Source organism: Bacillus aerius, from assembly GCF_029894105.1.
In the GTDB taxonomy this organism is placed as follows: Bacteria; Bacillota; Bacilli; order Bacillales; family Bacillaceae; genus Bacillus; species Bacillus altitudinis.
The window spans coordinates 3,023,125-3,039,916 of the sequence record NZ_JARYHO010000001.1; the positions used below are offsets into that span (position 1 = coordinate 3,023,125).

General features: G+C 41.6%; 18 protein-coding genes. 10 read left to right on the top strand and 8 right to left on the bottom strand.

Annotation, left to right across the window (positions count from 1 at the left end):
• Positions 1-10 precede the first annotated feature (10 nt).
• A complete protein-coding gene (locus tag M2353_RS15795; RefSeq protein ID WP_284725702.1) occupies positions 11-2,398 on the bottom strand; it encodes a 3-hydroxyacyl-CoA dehydrogenase/enoyl-CoA hydratase family protein in 2,388 nt (795 codons plus the stop codon).
• Between the two features lie 199 nt (positions 2,399-2,597).
• Here M2353_RS15795 and M2353_RS15800 point away from each other — a divergent pair, with 199 nt between their 5' ends.
• From M2353_RS15800 to M2353_RS15810, 3 genes are read left to right on the top strand one after another with little or no spacing between them, the layout of a single operon-like run.
• Positions 2,598-2,735, top strand: coding sequence for a YuzL family protein (locus M2353_RS15800; protein WP_008347049.1), 138 nt, complete (start codon positions 2,598-2,600; stop codon positions 2,733-2,735).
• A gap of 10 nt (positions 2,736-2,745) precedes the next feature.
• The gene (locus M2353_RS15805; protein ID WP_060698253.1) at positions 2,746-2,997 is read left to right on the top strand and encodes a hypothetical protein; all 252 of its coding nucleotides are present in this window, start codon (positions 2,746-2,748) and stop codon (positions 2,995-2,997) included.
• 12 nt (positions 2,998-3,009) lie between these two features.
• Complete coding sequence (locus tag M2353_RS15810; protein ID WP_047945381.1) at positions 3,010-3,345, top strand: spore coat protein; 336 nt, start codon at positions 3,010-3,012, stop codon at positions 3,343-3,345.
• 31 nt (positions 3,346-3,376) lie between these two features.
• Here M2353_RS15810 and M2353_RS15815 read toward each other — a convergent pair whose 3' ends face one another.
• The 3 genes from M2353_RS15815 to M2353_RS15825 form a co-directional block, all read right to left on the bottom strand.
• Complete coding sequence (locus tag M2353_RS15815; RefSeq protein ID WP_017359282.1) at positions 3,377-3,628, bottom strand: YusU family protein; 252 nt, start codon at positions 3,626-3,628, stop codon at positions 3,377-3,379.
• Positions 3,629-3,700: 72 nt separating this feature from the next.
• Positions 3,701-4,531, bottom strand: a complete 831-nt coding sequence (locus M2353_RS15820) for an ABC transporter ATP-binding protein (RefSeq protein ID WP_008347057.1) — start codon at positions 4,529-4,531, stop codon at positions 3,701-3,703.
• Between the two features lie 145 nt (positions 4,532-4,676).
• The gene (locus M2353_RS15825) at positions 4,677-5,123 is read right to left on the bottom strand and encodes a YusW family protein (RefSeq protein WP_284725703.1); all 447 of its coding nucleotides are present in this window, start codon (positions 5,121-5,123) and stop codon (positions 4,677-4,679) included.
• 113 nt (positions 5,124-5,236) lie between these two features.
• Here M2353_RS15825 and M2353_RS15830 point away from each other — a divergent pair, with 113 nt between their 5' ends.
• Entirely contained in the window at positions 5,237-6,079 is an 843-nt protein-coding gene (locus tag M2353_RS15830; RefSeq protein ID WP_284725704.1) for an oxidoreductase, read from the top strand.
• A gap of 243 nt (positions 6,080-6,322) precedes the next feature.
• On the opposite strand, the gene M2353_RS15835 is transcribed toward M2353_RS15830, so the two are convergent.
• The gene (locus M2353_RS15835; protein ID WP_284725705.1) at positions 6,323-7,693 is read right to left on the bottom strand and encodes a S1C family serine protease; all 1,371 of its coding nucleotides are present in this window, start codon (positions 7,691-7,693) and stop codon (positions 6,323-6,325) included.
• Positions 7,694-8,030: 337 nt separating this feature from the next.
• Between M2353_RS15835 and M2353_RS15840 the strand changes: the two genes are divergently transcribed.
• Positions 8,031-8,705 carry a response regulator transcription factor gene (locus tag M2353_RS15840; RefSeq protein ID WP_017359278.1) on the top strand — a complete coding sequence of 225 codons (675 nt, stop codon included), beginning with the start codon at positions 8,031-8,033 and terminating at the stop codon, positions 8,703-8,705.
• Positions 8,702-10,033, top strand: a complete 1,332-nt coding sequence (locus M2353_RS15845) for a HAMP domain-containing sensor histidine kinase (protein ID WP_065461027.1) — start codon at positions 8,702-8,704, stop codon at positions 10,031-10,033. Before M2353_RS15840 ends, M2353_RS15845 begins: the two co-directional genes overlap by 4 nt.
• 20 nt (positions 10,034-10,053) lie before the next feature.
• Here M2353_RS15845 and spxO read toward each other — a convergent pair whose 3' ends face one another.
• Positions 10,054-10,218 (bottom strand): anti-adapter protein SpxO, encoded by a 165-nt coding sequence (spxO, locus tag M2353_RS15850; protein WP_096881830.1) that lies wholly within the window; start codon positions 10,216-10,218, stop codon positions 10,054-10,056.
• Between the two features lie 192 nt (positions 10,219-10,410).
• Here spxO and M2353_RS15855 point away from each other — a divergent pair, with 192 nt between their 5' ends.
• Positions 10,411-11,289 (top strand): TetR/AcrR family transcriptional regulator, encoded by an 879-nt coding sequence (locus M2353_RS15855; RefSeq protein ID WP_284725706.1) that lies wholly within the window; start codon positions 10,411-10,413, stop codon positions 11,287-11,289.
• A 112-nt stretch (positions 11,290-11,401) separates the two neighbouring features.
• Here M2353_RS15855 and fumC read toward each other — a convergent pair whose 3' ends face one another.
• Together fumC and M2353_RS15865 are read right to left on the bottom strand one after the other, a co-directional pair.
• A complete protein-coding gene (fumC, locus tag M2353_RS15860; protein WP_284725707.1) occupies positions 11,402-12,796 on the bottom strand; it encodes a class II fumarate hydratase in 1,395 nt (464 codons plus the stop codon).
• A gap of 87 nt (positions 12,797-12,883) precedes the next feature.
• A complete protein-coding gene (locus M2353_RS15865; protein WP_017359274.1) occupies positions 12,884-13,051 on the bottom strand; it encodes a YvzF family protein in 168 nt (55 codons plus the stop codon).
• Positions 13,052-13,164: 113 nt separating this feature from the next.
• Between M2353_RS15865 and M2353_RS15870 the strand changes: the two genes are divergently transcribed.
• Genes M2353_RS15870 through M2353_RS15880 form a run of 3 tightly spaced genes read left to right on the top strand, consistent with a single transcriptional unit; the run spans position 13,165 to position 16,788 of the window.
• Positions 13,165-14,589: a spore germination protein gene (locus tag M2353_RS15870; RefSeq protein WP_284725708.1), complete on the top strand. Its 1,425-nt coding sequence runs from the start codon at positions 13,165-13,167 to the stop codon at positions 14,587-14,589.
• Complete coding sequence (locus tag M2353_RS15875) at positions 14,576-15,670, top strand: GerAB/ArcD/ProY family transporter (protein ID WP_284725709.1); 1,095 nt, start codon at positions 14,576-14,578, stop codon at positions 15,668-15,670. The genes M2353_RS15870 and M2353_RS15875 overlap by 14 nt, the downstream gene beginning before the upstream one ends.
• Complete coding sequence (locus M2353_RS15880) at positions 15,667-16,788, top strand: Ger(x)C family spore germination protein (RefSeq protein ID WP_284725710.1); 1,122 nt, start codon at positions 15,667-15,669, stop codon at positions 16,786-16,788. Before M2353_RS15875 ends, M2353_RS15880 begins: the two co-directional genes overlap by 4 nt.
• Positions 16,789-16,792 lie beyond the last annotated feature (4 nt).

A 16,792-nucleotide genomic window follows, 5' to 3' on the forward strand; every position in this document is an offset into this window, starting at 1 on the left:
TGACTCCCCCCTAGTTACGTAAAGGTTTTCCTTTAACGAGCATGTGCTGCATGCGTGCCTGAGATTTGACTTCCCCTACAAGACTTAAAAAGGCTTCTCTTTCAAGCTCTAATAAGTATTGTTCATCCACCTCTGTACCAAATGGCAATTTGCCGCCAGAAATGACATGCGCTAGTTTTTTCGCAATGGTCATGTCATGGTCTGAAATGTATCCAGACAATCTCATGTTTTCAGCAGCCAGCACCATTGCTGCGTAGCCTGTTTCCCCCATCACGGGCACCTTTCGCTTCAGCGGTGCACGATAACCCGCTTCATCAAGAGAAAGAACGAGTTGTTTCGCATCATGGATTAAATGATCACCATTCATGCTGATCCGGTCATTCACTCGGAGCATCTTCATATCACGCGCTTCCTCTGCTGATGTAGATACCTTTGCCATCGCAATGGCTTCAAAGGTTTGTAGCGTAGCATCTTGGATCACAGTTGCTGATGGCTTTTCCGCTCCTTGCAGATGGCGAATATAGAGTTCTTTGTTTCCGCCTCCGCCCGGTATGAGTCCGACCCCCGCTTCGACAAGCCCCATATACGTTTCACTGGACGCTTGGATAGCGGCTGCTGGTAGACAAAGCTCCGTCCCTCCGCCAAGTGTCATACCAAATGGTGCAGCCACAACTGGACGGTCACTATACTTCACCTTCATCATCGCCTGCTGGAACCTGCGAATGACAAAATCAATTTCAAAGAAGTTGTCGTCCTGTGCTTCCATTAAAATTAAGGCGAGATTCGCACCAACACAGAAGTTCTTTCCTTGGTTACCGATGACCAGCCCTTTATAATTCTTTTCCGTTTCATCTACAGCACGATTGATCATATCAATGACATCAAGCCCAATGGCATTACTTTTCGAATGAAATTCAAGCAAGGCAACATCATCCCCGATATCGATCAAGCTTGCACCCGTATTTTTAAAAATGACATCGTGTTTCTTTTTCAATCTAGCTAACGAAATATTCTTGTCGTTTCCCTTTTCCTGTTCATAAGCACCATTCTGATAAAATGCACGGTCTCCTTCGGCATTTTCTTGATAGAACGTGTCATGTCCTTGTGAAAGCATATCTCGCACCCAGGTCGGGATGCTGTGCCCTTCCGCTTCCATTCGACTGACGGCTTTTTTCACGCCAATCGCATCCCACAGCTCGAACGGGCCATGCTGCCAGCCAAATCCCCATTTCATGGCGTTATCGATGGACTGAATATCATCCGCAATGTCGCCTTTTAGATGAGCTGAATAAAGAAGAACAGGTGCGGTCATATTCCAAAGCAATTGCCCAGCACGGCCATCTTGATAAATAAGCGCTTTCAATTTCGCTTTTGTCCCCTTTTGCTGCTTGGCAATGTCAATGCCCGGATCCTTCAGCTTTGTCCGTTCTCCGTATGTGAGTGTGACAGGATCAAGCTCTAAAATGGTCTTTCCGTTTTTTTGATAAAATCCTTGCCCTGCTTTGCTGCCGATCCACCCTTTTTCGAGCATTCTTTCCATAAACTCAGGCAGCTGAAAAATATCTTTTTCCTTTCCTTCTACCTGTTCATACACATTGCGGGCTACATGAGAAAATGTGTCGAGCCCCACCACATCAAGTGTGCGGAAGGTCGCACTTTTCGGTCTGCCAATAAGAGGACCTGTGACAGAATCGACCTCTCCGATCGTGTATTTGTTCTCAAGCATTTCACGCACTGTGACAAGAAGCCCATAAGTGCCAATTCGGTTGGCAATAAAGTTCGGTGTATCTTTTGCTTCGACCACACCCTTGCCAAGTACATCTTCACCAAATGTTTTCATATATGAGAGTACTTCTGGATCTGTTTCTTGAATAGGAATTACTTCTAACAGCTTTAAATAACGAGCTGGGTTAAAAAAGTGAGTGCCTAAAAAGTGGCGTTTAAAATCAGCTGATCGGCCTTCTGCCATTTTTTCAACAGAAATACCGGATGTATTGCTGGATACGATGCTGCCTTCTTTGCGGTGTTCGTCGATGAGAGAGAATACGTGTTGTTTAATGCTGAGCTTTTCAGTGACGACTTCAATGATCCAGTCAGCATCGTGTAATAAGGAAAGGTGATCTGTGAGATTTCCGGGTGTGATGTATGATAGGTTTTTGGCTGAAGTAAGAGGTGCTGGCTTTTGCTTTAACAATTTTTTCATTGCGTCTTGGCTTAATCTATTCCGAACACTAGGGTGATCAAGCGTTAGCTTTTTTGCCGTTTCTTCCTTTGTCAGTTCATGTGGCACAATATCTAGCAATGTTACTGGTATCCCGATATTGGCTAGATGTGCAGCAATGCCTGAGCCCATGACACCTGAACCAATGACAGCCGCCTTGCGAATATGTTTGCCCATAAATATCCCCCTAAACATTTTGAATGAACAGTCATTCATTTTTTGTCCAAAAAAAAGCAATGCCTCTTTCTTTATCTTAAAAGATTTTCCGAAACAGTTCAATAGCAGATTTCAAAAATTTACACATTCTCATGCGTCTTTCTTTACAGCGTATGAATTAAAGACGAGGGGGAATTGTAAGAATGGAGGTGATGTCCACATGTCTCGTTTGCAAAAGAACCCATCAAAAGCAGGCGTAAGTGCTGCAAGTGTGAAAGGAAACGCAGGTCCATCACAAGAAGCAGACCTAGGTGGTAAAAAGACCAGTCAAAATCAGCAATATAAAAAGAAATCGTAAGGAGGAACACATCTTGAACAACCAGCAAATGAATATGCCCCCACAGGTGATTTCAGTAAAAGATTCCTTGTACCTAGAGGATATGCTGAACTGGAATTTGATCGCGATGAAAAAGGCCCACTTTATGGCCGAGCATTGTCAGGATCAAACATTGAAACAAGAACTCAATCAAGTTGGTCAAATGCACCATCAGCATTACACACAAATACTTCAACATTTAGGCAGCTCAGGGCAAGGCCAGTCTTCTGGCTTTATGCAATAGGAGGTAACAGACATGGAACAGCAAAACCAACAAAAAATCGGGAATCCACAAACGCCGGTTCCAACAACGACAAACATGAACGATCGCGACTTTGTCACAGACCTTTTGTCGACTGAAAAATATATGACAAGCGGATATAACACAGCGCTCAATGAATTCAGCCATGAATCTCTTTACCAAGATATTCAGCGAATTGCGCTAGAAACACAAAAAACGCAAAGACATTTATATGATGTCATGTTCAAATATGGTTGGTACTCTGTCGAAGCCGCTGACCAGCAAAAGCTCCAGCAGGCACATCAGAAGTTCCAGCAAACACTGACAGATCAATCACCGTACGGATCATAAAGAAAAACTGCCAGCTCGTACTGGCAGTTTTTTAACGGTCTTTATTGGCACGATGAGCTTCATTTAATTGCTTGATCCGCTGAATCGTTTCTTTGATGTCTTCTTTTGCCTCTGGATACGTGTCATTAAAATGCTTGGCTAAAGGCGGCATGCTTTTGGCAATATGAGAATAGATGATCCACTGCGAGACATCTCTTTTCAATTCCTCATTCGTTTCACCAAGCAGCAGCTCTGTATATTTATCAAGCAGGCCTTCGAGCTTTTCATCTAATTCATTTCCCATTTGTATTCCGCTCCTTTTTTCAGAAAAAAACCTGACTCTGCGTGTAACAGATGTCAGGCTTTTCACATACGATTATCTTGCAGCAAGAAATGTCTCAGCTTGTGCCTGTTGGACAATACAGCGTCCTCTGCCGTGCGGAATACATAACGGTGTTCCGAATAAAGGATCTGTTGTTACTTGGCAGTTCATATCAAAGACATTTTTCACAAGATCACAGTTAATGACAGTTTCCGGTCTTCCTTCTGCATAAATCGACTTGTCTTTAATGGCCACAAGGTGATGCGCATATCTGCAAGCGAGATTGAGGTCATGCAGAACCATGACAATCGTGCGCTGCTCTTTTTCATTTAAATCAAAAAGAAGATCAAGGATTTCAATTTGGTGCGTCATGTCTAAATACGTTGTTGGCTCATCTAATAGAATAATATCCGTCTCCTGTGCCAATGTCATCGCAATCCATGCACGCTGCCTTTGTCCACCTGATAATGAATCAACCGTTCGATCAGCAAGGTCTTCCATCTTCGTTGATTTCAGTGCGCGATTTACCGCTTCTTCATCTTGCTTTGACCATTGCTTCAGCCAATTTTGATAAGGATATCGCCCTTGCTTGACGAGTTGATGTACCGTTAATCCTTCTGGCGCTTCTGGCCCTTGCGGAAGAATGGCGAGCTGTTTCGCCACTTCCTTTGTTGGTAATTTGGCAATGGAATGACCTTCAAGCAGGACAGAACCACCCATTGGCTTCATGAGACGGGCCAAAGAGCGAAGTAGCGTGGATTTACCGCATCCATTACTGCCAATAAATACTGTGATTTCACCCTTAGGGATCGATACATTTAGTTCGTCTATGATCATTGTTTCTCCGTAGCCTAAGCTTAAACCTTCAGTAGAAATGGCACTCATTCCGCTCAAACGCTCCTTTTCTCATCCAAATTTTTTATATTGAATATCGTCTATGTAGACGTCAAAGATCACTTATCTCAATTTAGTGTATCAGATTTAAGTGATCTTGAAAATCATTTTCAATTAAAAAATGAGAAAGTCTCGTTTACTTTTTCTTTTCGAATGCACGTTTTGTCCCATCTTCGAGCTTGATATCGACTCGTATCCGCTGATAATCATCATCTAAATTAAAAGCAGATAATAATTCATTGACATATGTTTCATTCAGCTTTGCACTAGGAATCGACATATCATTGAGCTTCATCTTCATTTCACGTAAAGCTTCTTCTCCTTCATAGCGGACACCATTCATATGATCTCGAATCAGTGCTTCTTCTTTTCCACCAGCTTGACGATAGGTAGCTTCATATAATTCGCTTTTTTGTCCATATTGTACATGCAATTGCAAATGCTGAAATGGCAGTTCCTTCATTTGAACAGCTGACAGACTTTCAGCTTCTGCTTCATGTGGATGTTGTATTGGTTCGATTGAACGACAGCCAGACAGCATAAAGAACAGCACTCCTAGCAGTCCCGCCTTCTTCCAGCACATCATGTATTTCCTCCTATTTTATAGCATCGTTTTTTATTCTTCTCCAAGCCCCTTTTCGTTATTCAATAAAACAGCAGACTATGGTAGATTAAAACAAAAAGGAGAACCGGATGATGAATAAAACAGCCATTGTGACTGGTGCCAACAGCGGTTTCGGAAAGCTCATCACACTGCGTCTTGCTCAGCAAGGGTACACTGTGATTGCTGGCGTAAGACAGGAGACCAATGCGAAAAAGCTTGCCGAAGAAGTAAAGAACGCCGCTTTATCCGAATCGATACATATTGAAGCATTAGATGTGACAGATACACAGTCCATTCAAGCATTTCAGAAAAGGCTTAATGCCTATGCTCCCATTCACCTGCTTGTGAACAATGCGGGAACGGCCTATGCTGGTTTTGCTGAAGAAGTGCCTGTTGATCAGTACCGTGAGCAATTTGAAGTGAATGTCTTTGGTGTGATGGAAATGACACAAGCAGTCCTTCCGTTGATGACGAGCGGTGCAAAAATATTCAATATGAGCAGTATCAGCGGACTCATGGGAATGCCCGCACTCTCTCCATATGTATCGTCAAAGTTTGCGCTAGAGGGCTATACAGAGAGTTTGCGAATTGAGCTGGCTGCGTTTGGCATTCAGGCCGCTTTGATTGAGCCGGGTTCTTTCCAAACGAACATTTGGAACACCTCCATGAATGAGCAAATGACACCACCCGCAGCAGGTTCTAAGTACACAGCTATTTATGAAAACATGATGTCCTATATAGAGGCGCAAAAAAACAACTATGGAGATCCCGGCGAAGTTGCAGAGCTTGTGGTTTCGCTTGCAGAGAAGAAGCGGCTAAAGAAGCTAAGGTATCTTGTCGGGAAAGGTGTTCGGCTTTCATTCATAGCAAAGCAGCTCCTGCCTTGGAATGTATGGGAAAACATTATTTTACGGACACTATCTTCAAAAAAATAGACACAAAAAAACAGGTGGATCTTTTATCCACCTGTCAGCGTGTAGACAAACCCTCGCATTCGTTGTCAGTCCTGCGCGCTGGTGCTCACGAATGTCAAATTCGCTCCGCGCCAGTACTCGTCCTTCCTAGACTGCAAAGGCTTTCTATCACGCTGAAAAAAGAAGACAAAGGGCTAAAATAAAGTTCATTTTAGCCCTTTGTCAACAATCTAACAGGTGGATCGTTTATCCACCTGTTTTCTTTTATTCGTTATCAGACTGCCCAAGGGTAATATCAAGATTTTTATTCTTTCCATCACGGATGACAGTCATTGTCGTTTTATCGCCAATTTTTGTTTCTTTATAAAGGATTTCTTTCAGCTGTGAGCTGTTCGCTACATCTTTTCCTTTGAACTTGATGATGACATCTCCAGACTTCAAGCCTGCTTTTTGTGCAGGAGATCCTTTTGAAACATCTTTTACATAGATGCCTTTACCGATTTGTTTATCAAATAGGCCAAGTGTATTTTCCTGATACGTTTCAGGCACTTGCTCAAGGTCAATCATTTGTACGCCAAGGTAAGGACGTTCGACTTTTCCATTTTTCAACAGCTGATCTACGATCGGTTTTACATCGTTACTTGGGATCGCAAATCCGAGTGATTCTACTCCGCTTTCGCTAATTTTCAAACTGTTGATGCCGATGACTTGACCGTCTGTATTGATCAGCGGACCGCCACTGTTTCCAGGGTTAATGGCTGCATCTGTTTGAAGCACATTCATCTCAACAGTTCCAGATGATGTATTGGCTTCAACGGTACGATCGAGACCACTAATAATCCCTTCTGTTACTGTACCAGAGAACTGCGCACCAAGCGGGTTCCCGATTGCGATGACTTTGTCTCCAGCACGAAGCTTAGAAGAATCTCCAAAACTTGCAACTTTATCAATGCCGTCAGCATTTATTTCCACGACAGCTAAATCTGTCATTACGTCACTACCGACAAGCTTCGCATCTTTTGTTTTTCCCTCGTATAGTGTGACCTTTAATTTATTGGCACCCTCGACTACATGGTTATTTGTGATAATGTATGCTTTTTTGCCATCTTTTTTGAAGATGACACCAGAACCCGTTCCAGCTTCTGCTTCAGTTGAATCACCGCTAAGACCGAACGAGTTTTGTGTAGATTGATAGTTTGAAACCCCTACAATCGTCGGCTCTAAATCTTCTACCATATCAGCAACATTCGTCGCATTGGTGATTTGTTTTGTTGAGAAATTTTCAGATGAAGCCGGTTCGCTTGATGCTGTTTGGGTTTGAGTGTTTGCCGCTGTATCTTGTGACTGCGGTAAAAGCGGTGTAATGCCAAGCACAAGACCGCCACCAATAATCCCTCCAAGAATAGGACTCAGCCATGCAGCCTTCCGTTTTTTCTCCTTTTTAGACGAACGGTCATCAATCACTTGAGGAGATCCGTTTGTCACCCTCTCCTGAGAGGCAGATGCTTCGTTTTCATGGTGGTGAAAAACGAGTTCTTTCTCTTTTTCTGGTTCTTCTATTTGTTTCTCATTCTCTTGATGTGCGTGTTCTTGATCATTCATCTTTTTCTCTTCATCTTCTCTTCGGAAATCCATCGCTTGCACTCCTTTGCATCATTTTCATGAAATGCTTCATTCATATGTCTAGACAGGACTCATGTCCTCTTAATGGCAATATCATTGAAAAATTCTTTATGACAATATGTCAAATTATATAATACTTATTCATAGAAAAAAAGCAAGGTGTGCACATTGGTGAAAAGCACCTATTCATTAGCCTTTTGTCTATGCCCTTTTTTCCCTTGAGCTTATCATAAACAAACATTATGGGATAATGATGAGAAGAATATGTGAAATTGTGAAAAAAGCGTGTGATTGTTGACATGCCGCCTTTGTATCCCGTTATAATGACGTTGAGAGGATGTGGAAGACTTTGTCGTACACCATTTATTTAGTTGAAGATGAGCAGAATTTAAATGAACTGTTAACCAAATATTTAGAGAGTGAAAATTGGAATGTGTCCTCTTTTTTAACCGGAGAAGCGGCACGCGAAGCAATGAACAAGCCCCCGCATCTATGGATTTTAGATATTATGCTGCCTGATACAGACGGCTACACACTCATTAAAGAAATCAAAGCAGCCTCACCTGACGTACCAGTCATTTTTATTTCGGCACGTGATGCAGATATTGATCGTGTGCTTGGCTTAGAACTCGGGAGCAGTGATTATATTGCGAAACCCTTTCTTCCGCGCGAGCTGATCATCCGCGTGCAAAAGCTGCTGGAGCTTGTATATAAAAACAGTGACACACCGCAGCAAAGCGTCACACCCGTTTCTTCCTATATCATTCATGAGGACGTAAGAGAGGTGTATGAAGGAGATCAGCTAATTAACTTAACGTCTAAGGAATTTGATTTGCTGCTCTTATTTACCCATCATCAAGGACATGCCTTTTCCCGGGAAGATATCCTCGTCAAGATTTGGGGGCACGATTACTTCGGGACAGATCGTGTGGTCGATGATCTTGTCAGACGGCTGCGCAAAAAAATGCCTGACTTAAAAGTCGAGACCATTTATGGATTTGGCTATAGGATGCTAAAAGGATGAAGAACAAACCACTCGCTTTTCAAATTTGGGTTGTCATCTCTGGCATTTTACTCACCATCTCGATTGTCCTGATCATTTTATTTTCAAATACATTACGCAGCTTCTTTACGAATGAAATTTATAAAAACATCGAAAACGAGCAGCAAGTGTTAACAGAATACCCTCTGAATCGAGACGGCTCACCAAAGTCGACACCAGAAAACCGCTCGGTTCAGCACATTCTGATTCCGTCAGATGAATTAAATCAAATGGCTCAGTTTTTCCCGCATGCCTTTATTGAAAAAGTGCAGTCCTTTGTTAAAAAACAAAAAAGCGCAACAAAACGCTATTCTGAAGAAGTGAATGGTCAGCATATCTTTTTTGTGATCAAAAAAGTCTCAACAGGCAATACACAATATATTCTCTTGTCATATGCACCCGATTCTTATCGAGATGACTTGTCCTTTACACTGTTTAAACAGCTGATTTTCATCTTAGGAACGGTTATTTTACTAAGCTGGATTCCATCGATTTGGCTCGCCCGCTACTTATCACGTCCAATCGTCGCGTTTGAAAAGCACGTCAAGCGCATTGCACAAGAAGACTGGGACGATCCTGTGATTGTTGACCGGCAAGATGAAATTGGCAAACTGGGGCATACGATTGAAGAAATGAGACAAAAGCTCATTCAAAAAGATGAAACAGAACGAACGCTTTTGCAAAATATATCACACGACTTAAAGACACCTGTGATGGTCATCCGCGGTTATACGCAGTCTATTAAAGATGGAATTTTCCCTAAAGGAGATCTTGAACAAACGGTGGAAGTGATTGAAGGCGAAGCGGAAAAGCTTGAGAAGAAAATCAAAGATTTGCTGTATTTAACAAAGCTTGATTATTTATCAAAACAACATCCGGCGCATTCTCCCTTCCTTGTGAGTAATACAATGCTGGAAGTGGTTGACCGTTTACGCTGGTCCAAAAATGAATTGCAGTGGAACGTGGACTTAGATGATGAGGCTGCACTTGAAGGCGATCCAGAACAATGGAGCAAATTATTTGAAAATGTATTAGAAAATCAACTTCGCTACGCAAAAAATAAAATTGATATTCATATGAAGCAGGAAGAGGATCAAATTCGCATCGTCATTCGTAATGATGGCCCTCCAATTGAAGAACACATGCTATCCAGCCTATACGAACCTTTTAGTAAGGGAAAAAAGGGCGAATTCGGCATTGGATTAAGCATTGTCAAACGAATTCTTTCAATGCATCAAGCGTCCATATCAATTGAAAATGATGAACTGGGTGTACGCTATACGATCACTGTTCCAAAGAAGAGGCTGTAGGTTTTACACCGCAGTCTTTTTTAGATGAATGAATACCCATTGAAATCACGGTATGTGGCTTTGATTTTCTTGCCAGCTTGATACATCCATTTCTTTTCAATGGTTGTCTCTTTCGGCATTTTGACTTTTTCTACTTGAATTCCTTTTGTTTTCAAGCGTCTAATCATATCATCAATTTCTCTCATGGAACATCATCCTTTCACATTTTTTGACCGGTTGGTCACCTTACTTTATAATATAAAGAATTACACTGTAAAAAACAAGTTACAATCTGATTAATTTTTGAAAAGTTTTGTCGTTTATGACCGATAAGTCACATCTCTTTGCGCACGTTTCCTAAGACATTTGTCTCTCGGTAAGAAAGGATGACATTCATATTGAAAAAGAAAGAAAAAATGATTATTGAGGCTGGTATGAAGTTATTTGCCAGCAAAGGCTATAATACAACGGCTGTTCAGGAAATTGCAGATGAATGCCACATGTCAAAGGGTGCGTTTTACCTTTATTTCAAATCGAAGGAAGCACTGCTTATTTCGATCTTGCATTACTATTACGATAAGGTATTTACCCGGATTCACGAGGTTCAAACAGAGGGCGGCACACCAAAAGAGGCCTACCGGAAACAGCTCACTGTCTATTACGATAATATTTTGCAGCAAAAAGATTTTATTAAAATGCAGCTAAGCGACAGGGCGCTCCCATTGAACGAAGAAACGCAGCAGCTCGCAAAGCAAATTCGACTTGCGACGATTCAGTTGCACATTGATAACATTAAGCAAGTGTATGGAGATGCAGCCATTCCTTATATGGCTGATCTATGTTTAACGATTGAGGGCATGAGTCACGTTTACTTTGAGCTTGCCATTTTATATGATTTTCAGCTCGAAGCAGAGGAGCTTGCCGCAACAATGATTCACCGTATTGATGATCTAATGGGCGGTATGATGAAGCGCAATGACCATCCACTCATTTCTGTGGACCAAGCAAGCGACTGGTTCGGCCCGATTTATGAACGATCATTTGACCCGCTCACAGAATCTCTATTAAAAGAATTAAGAGAACTGGCAGAAGCACATTTTGAAGTAAAAGACGAGCCAGATTTATTTGAAGCGCTTGGCATTTTAGAAAACGAGTTAAACAAACAAAAACCAAGACAAGTCATCGTCAAAGGCATGCTTTACCAATTGAAATTATACACACCACTTCAGCCGGTCTCAGGCTCCTTATTACGCATTCTAAAAGAAGATCATTTATAAAACCCAGGGCTTGGTTGCCCTGGGTTTATGATTGTGACAAACAATCAAACTTCTTTTCTGTGATTTCAGGGAGTTTCCATAAAAAACCAGAGGCACAGAGGCCTCTGGTGTCTTATTTTGCTTTCGGTGTCACCATTTCTTCTGGTTTCACAAACTCTTCAAACTGCTCTTCTGTTAATAGTTCTAATTGAAGGGCAGCTTCTTTTAGTGTTAATCCTTCTTTGTGCGCAAGCTTCGCAATTTTCGCTGCATTTTCATATCCGATGTGCGGGTTGAGTGCCGTCACAAGCATCAATGAATTGTTTAGGTTTTTCTCGATCGTTTCTAGGTTTGGTTCAATTCCAATAGCACACTTGTCATGGAATGAGTTCATACCGTCAGCAAGCAATTCAACTGACTGCAGGAAGTTATAGATGATGACCGGCTTAAATACGTTCAGCTCGAAGTTTCCTTGGCTTGCGGCAAAACCGATTGTTGCATCATTCCCCATGATTTGTGCGGCAATCATTGTTAAAGCTTCACTTTGAGTTGGGTTGACTTTTCCTGGCATAATGGAGCTGCCTGGCTCATTTTCAGGAATGATCAATTCACCAATTCCGCAGCGAGGACCACTTGCAAGCCATCTCACATCATTGGCAATTTTCATTAAGTCAGCTGCAAGTGCTTTAAGCGCACCGTGTGCATATGTGATTTCATCATGACTTGTCAGCGCATGGAATTTGTTTGTTGAAGAATTGAACGTTTGACCTGTTAACTGGCTGATTTCTTCTGCCACGTATTTACCAAACTCAGGATGTGCGTTAATTCCCGTACCAACAGCTGTGCCGCCAATGGCAAGTTCTCTCATTTTTTCAGTAGATTCTAAAATCATTTCTTTTGAACGATCAAGCATGTACACCCAGCCGCTAATCTCTTGGCCCACTGTAAGAGGTGTTGCATCTTGCAAATGCGTACGGCCAATTTTCACGATCTCTTGGTATGCTTTTGCTTTCTCATCAAGAGTCGCTCTTAACTGGTCAATCGCAGGCAATAGCTTTTTGTACACAGCTAAAACAGCTGCCACGTGCATAGCCGTTGGGAATGTATCATTTGAGCTTTGGCTACGGTTAACATCGTCATTCGGGTGAATGCTGAATTCACTATTTTTATCTTTCAAGTAAGCAGTTGCTCTATTTGCAACGACTTCGTTCATGTTCATGTTACTTTGTGTTCCACTTCCTGTTTGCCATACAACAAGCGGGAAATGCTCGTCATATTTTCCACTGATGATGTCATCACATACAGCAGCAATCGCTTCTGCTTTTTCACTTTCTAAGTTGCCTAGACGTTCGTTCGCAATCGCTGTGCTACGTTTCAAAATTGCAAACGCATTCACAACTTCCTTTGGCATTTTCTCAGAACCGATTTTGAAATTTTCTTTGCTTCGTTGTGTTTGTGCACCCCAGAACTTGTCCTGTGGCACCTTGATTTCGCCCATTGTATCTTTTTCGATTCTAAATTCTGTCATTATGTATCCCTCCATAGCTTCATCACTCAACTCTATTCTATACAAAAAACGAAAATCCTTTAAGCGTTTTCAATTAAAATTTTATCTTTATTTTAATTTTAGTTCAATATAAACACGAACATCTTTGGAATATTTGTATTTTGGATTTGTTTTTCCGTAATCTTTTGACGTATAAGTCACCTCATAATGCTTGTCAAACGACTGTAGAATAAGGTCGATCTCCTCTTTTGTTCCTGCTAAACGAATTTGCGCCATCTTCTTTCCTCCAACACCGTGATTCTTTCATATACCACAAAATAATGTAACACAGAATATTGTTTTTTCAAGCAGGTAATGCTAAGAAAAAGAAATTGAGGTGGGTGATCCATTTGAATCAAACTCCATTGAAAGAGCACTTATACGATAATCTCTCTGTCATTCTCCCTCAGTTAAAGGACATGGATGATTTGATCCATGAGAAAAAAACATTGCCTCATGGACAGGTTGTCTACTATTTATACATTAAAGAAATGAACGAAGCGATGCAGATTCAAACCTTCTTAAAGCTGCTATTGCAAGATCATGCCTCGCTAACAAAAGAGAAGCTAGAATCCAATTTATCGATGATGACTACCCGTACGGTAAAAACCTCTGAAGAACTAGTAGATGCTATTTTTCAAGGACATTGTGTCGTACTGATTAATGGATTTCAGCACGCTTATATTTTAGAAACGCACGGAACGAAGAAACGCAGTTTAGGAGATGCTACGTCTGAAACCGTCGCAAGGGGGCCAAAAATTGGCTTCATTGAAGATTTAAACACGAACTTAGCTCTCGTCAGACAACGTTTGAAAAACCCTGATCTCAAAACAGTTGACATGAAGATCGGCGAAAAGAAATACACCCAAGTATCGATCATGTACATTGACGGTATCGTTGAGCCCTCTGTTTTAAAAGAGGTAAAAAAGCGTCTCAAACAAGTCACCATTGATGATATTCAAGACTCAGGCGTTCTTGAGGAGCTCATTGAAGACAATGTGTATTCTCCTTTTCCGCAAATTCAAAACACAGAACGGCCTGATAAAGTCGCATCTGCTTTAAACAATGGGCGCGTCGCCATCTTTGTCGATCATTCGCCTTTTATCTTAATTGTGCCTGCTTCCCTCGCGACGATTATGCAGTCACCTGATGATTATTATGAAAGATGGATCGCCGCCTCTCTTATTCGTTTGCTACGTTTTACGTCCATCTTTCTCACATTGTTTTTATCAGCCATTTATATTGCCCTTGTGTCCTTCCATCAAGGTCTTTTGCCCACAACTTTAGCTATTTCCATCTCAAGCACGCGAGAGAATGTCCCCTTTCCTCCTATTGTGGAAGCACTCATCATGGAAATGACCATTGAGCTGCTGCGAGAGGCTGGGTTAAGGCTTCCTAATCCACTTGGACAAACAATCGGACTTGTGGGCGGTGTTGTCATTGGGCAGGCAGCCGTACAAGCCCATATCGTCAGCTCCATTATGGTCATTATTGTCAGCGTCATTGCACTTGCATCCTTTACCTTTCCTCAATATGGAATGGGGATATCATTTCGTGTCCTTCGCTTTGTATCCATGTTTACTGCAGCTGCATTCGGTTTATATGGACTTGTCCTGTTTATGCTCGTCTTACTCACTCATTTGACAAGACAAAAAAGCTTTGGCACCCCATATTTTTCACCAGATTTTGTGTTCAGTTATAAAAATGAGGACAATTCCATCATCAGATTGCCTTTGAAAAATCAAAAGAAAGGGGAACGACATGGTCAATCATAAAGAGTCGATCACAAGCTATCAGGCAAGTGCCATTATCGCCAATACCACGCTAGGCGCAAGTATGATGATTCTGCCAAGATCAATGGCTCAAGCTGCGCCTACACCTGACGGCTGGATTGCACTCTTACTCATGAGTGTGATATACATTGTGTTCATTTTTGTCAATGTGCTCATGATGAAAAAGATCTCCTTTTCTTCCTACTATGACTATACAAAAGAAGGACTTGGGAAATGGATTGGCTCACTTGCCAACCTGTTGATTATTATTTACTTTCTCGGCGTTGCCAGCTATGAAGTACGAGCTATGTCTGAGATGGTGAAATTCTTTCTACTTCAAAACACACCGGTAGCCGTGACGATGATCAGCTTTATTTTGGTTGGATTTTACCTTGTGATTGGGGGGATTGGTGATTTTGCCCGGCTGTGCCCTTTTTTTCTGATTGTCACACTCATCATCTTATTTGTAGCCTACGGACTTAGTGTACAAGAGTTTAAGCTCGATAACCTACGGCCAGTTTTAGGAGAGGGCATTTCCCCTGTTTTCAATTCCTTGAATGCTTCGGCCATTTCGTTTGTCGGCATTGAAATGATGCTTTTCATGCCTGCCTATATGAATACGCAAAAACACACTTTTGCATATGGCTCCATCGGCTTTTTGATTCCTGCGATCATCTATATTTTCACCTATATTCTTGTGGTTGGTGCGCTCACGGTGAAAGAAACGGCGACTCTGACGTGGCCGACCATTGCCTTATTTCAATCATTTGATATTCAGGGGATTTTTATTGAACGGATTGAATCCTTTTTGCTGATTGTTTGGCTTGTCCAGCTTTATACGAGCTTTGTAGGATATACGTTTTTTGCTACGATAGGAGTCATCAAATTGACTAAATTCCCTAAAAAAATCGCGCTCGCCTTGATGGGCATTGTGATCTTCTTTGCCGCTCTTTTCCCAAAAGATGTTGATACGGTCCGAGACTATTTAACCTACGTAAACAACTTGTTCTTTCTTCTATTTGGTATACTCCCGTTTCTTTTATTTATCATCGTATTTTTCAAAAGGAGGCGGAAAACAGCATGAAAAAGAAAGCGGTTCTTGCGCTCTTCTCACTGATTCTATTATGCGGGTGCTGGGATAGTACCAATATTGAGGAGCTCAACATGGCAATTGGATTTGCTGTAGATAAAGGAGATGACGGACATAAATTGAAGCTGTCTATGCAGGTGCTCGTTCCGCAAAAAATTGAGCAAGAATCAAGCGTGAAAGATCCGACGAAGATTATTGAGACAAGCGGTGATTCCATACACCAAATTTTTCGTACGACGGCCCTAAAAACGCACCGCATTTTTGCTCAGCAGCTGAGGGTTTATTTGTTTTCTCAAGACCTTATCAATGAAAATAATTTCGATTTGGTCATCAATCAATTCATTCGGGACAATGAAACACGAAGAGGAAGTCTTGTCTTTATGGCTTCTGAGAAGCCTGGGGATATGCTGAAAATCAATGACGACGGGCAGCCTGCATCTTCCACCTTATACGATATTTCTTCGAATACAAAAACGACCATTCGTATGCTCAAGCCCGTTTCCTTAGGAGATATTTCTTCTGCTATGCAAAACAACGTATCCTTTGCCATTCCGAAAGTCAGTGTCAGTCAGGGCAAATTAATGCTGGATGGTGCCTCGATTATTCAGAACAAACGATTTCTCACCAACATCTCTCCTTTAGCGGTGCAGTTCTACAACCTGCTGACTGGAGACGCTAAAGGCGGAGTGATTGAATTCCAATATGAACATAGCATTTATTCTTTTGAGATCTTTAAAATCAAACACAACATTGACACCCATAAAGCAGCCAGTGGCAAATATGAATTTGATGTGTCAGTTGAACTCGATGGAAGATTGTCTGAGGATTGGAATGAACGAGAAAACGCATTTAATGAAAAATATCTCCAAGAAATTGAGAAAGTCGTGGCACATCGACTTGAGGAAAATGTAAAAGATTTTATCGGGGAATTACAGCATGAGATCAAAGCAGATATTTGTGGATTTTATCAAAAAGCGAGTATTGCCTATCCGAAGGAATTCCGAAAAGAAGCAAAACATTGGGATGACATTTTTAGTGAATCCGATATTCGTTACAAGGTAAATGTGAAAATCCGTGACTTCGGGACTAAGGGCGCAACACAATCCTTATAGAGTA

What these genes read in the sequence shown, in the direction of transcription:
- M2353_RS15795 (WP_284725702.1), bottom strand. Translation starts at nt 2,398, where the DNA reads ATGGGCAAACATATTCGCAAGGCGGCTGTCATTGGTTCAGGTGTCATG.
- M2353_RS15800 (WP_008347049.1), top strand. Translation starts at nt 2,598, where the DNA reads ATGTCTCGTTTGCAAAAGAACCCATCAAAAGCAGGCGTAAGTGCTGCA.
- M2353_RS15810 (WP_047945381.1), top strand. Translation starts at nt 3,010, where the DNA reads ATGGAACAGCAAAACCAACAAAAAATCGGGAATCCACAAACGCCGGTT.
- M2353_RS15815 (WP_017359282.1), bottom strand. Translation starts at nt 3,628, where the DNA reads ATGGGAAATGAATTAGATGAAAAGCTCGAAGGCCTGCTTGATAAATAT.
- M2353_RS15820 (WP_008347057.1), bottom strand. Translation starts at nt 4,531, where the DNA reads ATGAGTGCCATTTCTACTGAAGGTTTAAGCTTAGGCTACGGAGAAACA.
- M2353_RS15825 (WP_284725703.1), bottom strand. Translation starts at nt 5,123, where the DNA reads ATGTGCTGGAAGAAGGCGGGACTGCTAGGAGTGCTGTTCTTTATGCTG.
- M2353_RS15830 (WP_284725704.1), top strand. Translation starts at nt 5,237, where the DNA reads ATGAATAAAACAGCCATTGTGACTGGTGCCAACAGCGGTTTCGGAAAG.
- M2353_RS15835 (WP_284725705.1), bottom strand. Translation starts at nt 7,693, where the DNA reads ATGGATTTCCGAAGAGAAGATGAAGAGAAAAAGATGAATGATCAAGAA.
- M2353_RS15845 (WP_065461027.1), top strand. Translation starts at nt 8,702, where the DNA reads ATGAAGAACAAACCACTCGCTTTTCAAATTTGGGTTGTCATCTCTGGC.
- spxO (WP_096881830.1), bottom strand. Translation starts at nt 10,218, where the DNA reads ATGAGAGAAATTGATGATATGATTAGACGCTTGAAAACAAAAGGAATT.
- fumC (WP_284725707.1), bottom strand. Translation starts at nt 12,796, where the DNA reads ATGACAGAATTTAGAATCGAAAAAGATACAATGGGCGAAATCAAGGTG.
- M2353_RS15865 (WP_017359274.1), bottom strand. Translation starts at nt 13,051, where the DNA reads ATGGCGCAAATTCGTTTAGCAGGAACAAAAGAGGAGATCGACCTTATT.
- M2353_RS15875 (WP_284725709.1), top strand. Translation starts at nt 14,576, where the DNA reads ATGGTCAATCATAAAGAGTCGATCACAAGCTATCAGGCAAGTGCCATT.
- M2353_RS15880 (WP_284725710.1), top strand. Translation starts at nt 15,667, where the DNA reads ATGAAAAAGAAAGCGGTTCTTGCGCTCTTCTCACTGATTCTATTATGC.